Here is a 1,834-nt window from a genome sequence, read left to right as displayed (position 1 = left end):
TCTACTTTCACATGGCAGCTGCCACACTATCATCGACGCTGTTTCGTTTCACTTCTGAGTTCGGCATGGGGTCAGGTGGTTCCAAAACGCTATAGTCACCAGGAAAACTGGAGCGTAAATCGGTTGTTCCAACCAATTTACTAAATCTGGAAAAATTCTGATAATTCGTAAAACACTACTTTAGTAACACTAACTTCTAGCGTGTAAAACCACTTTGGCGTTGTATGGTTAAGCCTCACGGGTAATTAGTACTGGTTAGCTTAACGTATCACTACGCTTCCACACCCAGCCTATCAACGTTGTAGTCTTCAACGGCCCTTCAGTTAACTTAAAGTTAAAGTGAGAACTCATCTCGAGGCTCGCTTCCCGCTTAGATGCTTTCAGCGGTTATCGATTCCGAACGTAGCTACCGGGCAATGCAATTGGCATCACAACCCGAACACCAGCGGTTCGTCCACTCCGGTCCTCTCGTACTAGGAGCAGCCCCTCTCAATTCTCAAACGCCCACGGCAGATAGGGACCGAACTGTCTCACGACGTTCTAAACCCAGCTCGCGTACCACTTTAAATGGCGAACAGCCATACCCTTGGGACCGACTTCAGCCCCAGGATGTGATGAGCCGACATCGAGGTGCCAAACACCGCCGTCGATATGAACTCTTGGGCGGTATCAGCCTGTTATCCCCGGAGTACCTTTTATCCGTTGAGCGATGGCCCTTCCATTCAGAACCACCGGATCACTATGACCTACTTTCGTACCTGCTCGACGTGTCTGTCTCGCAGTTAAGCTGGCTTCTACCATTACACTAACCGTACGATGTCCGACCGTACTTAGCCAACCTTCGTGCTCCTCCGTTACTCTTTGGGAGGAGACCGCCCCAGTCAAACTACCCACCAGGCACTGTCCTCAACCCCGATTAGGGGCCTAAGTTAGAACATCAACACTACAAGGGTGGTATTTCAAGGACGGCTCCACACAAACTAGCGTCTGCGCTTCAAAGCCTCCCACCTATCCTACACATGTAGGGTCAATGTTCAGTGCCAAGCTGTAGTAAAGGTTCACGGGGTCTTTCCGTCTAGCCGCGGGTACACAGCATCTTCACTGCGATTTCAATTTCACTGAGTCTCGGGTGGAGACAGCGTGGCCATGGTTACACCATTCGTGCAGGTCGGAACTTACCCGACAAGGAATTTCGCTACCTTAGGACCGTTATAGTTACGGCCGCCGTTTACCGGGGCTTCGATCAAGAGCTTCGACCTAAGTCTAACCCCATCAATTAACCTTCCGGCACCGGGCAGGTGTCACACCGTATACGTCATCTTACGATTTTGCACAGTGCTGTGTTTTTAATAAACAGTCCCAGCCACCTGGTCACTGCGGCTGACTTCAGCTCCAAGCGCGAAGCTCTTCACCTAATGTCAGCGTACCTTCTCCCGAAGTTACGGTACAATTTTGCCTAGTTCCTTCACCCGAGTTCTCTCAAGCGCCTTAGTATTCTCTACCTGACCACCTGTGTCGGTTTGGGGTACGATTCGAAATAATCTGAAGCTTAGAGGCTTTTCCTGGAAGTAGGGCATCAGTAACTTCACCACCGTAGTGGCTCGTCTCGTGTCTCAGCCTTAAGAACCCGGATTTTCCTAAGTTCTCAGCCTACGCACTTTCACATGGACAACCAACGCCATGCTTACTTAGCCTGCTCCGTCCCCCCATCGCAATTATTCCAAGTACGGGAATATTAACCCGTTTCCCATCGACTACGCTCTTCAGCCTCGCCTTAGGGGTCGACTTACCCTACCCTGATTAACATGGGATAGGAACCCTTGGTCTTCCGGCG

At 50.5% G+C, this 1,834-nt stretch carries 2 rRNA genes; both read right to left on the bottom strand.

Annotation, left to right across the window (positions count from 1 at the left end):
- Nucleotides 1-103: ribosomal RNA gene (rrf, locus tag L1070_RS20120) — 5S ribosomal RNA — on the bottom strand; the annotation flags it as partial.
- Nucleotides 104-224: 121 nt separating this feature from the next.
- Nucleotides 225-1,834 (bottom strand): 23S ribosomal RNA (locus L1070_RS20115); the annotation flags it as partial.

The sequence above is a fragment of the Pseudoalteromonas sp. MMG022 genome, assembly GCF_021654245.1.
Taxonomy (GTDB): Bacteria; Pseudomonadota; Gammaproteobacteria; order Enterobacterales; family Alteromonadaceae; genus Pseudoalteromonas; species Pseudoalteromonas amylolytica.
This window is presented reverse-complemented; position numbering and strand designations above follow the sequence as displayed.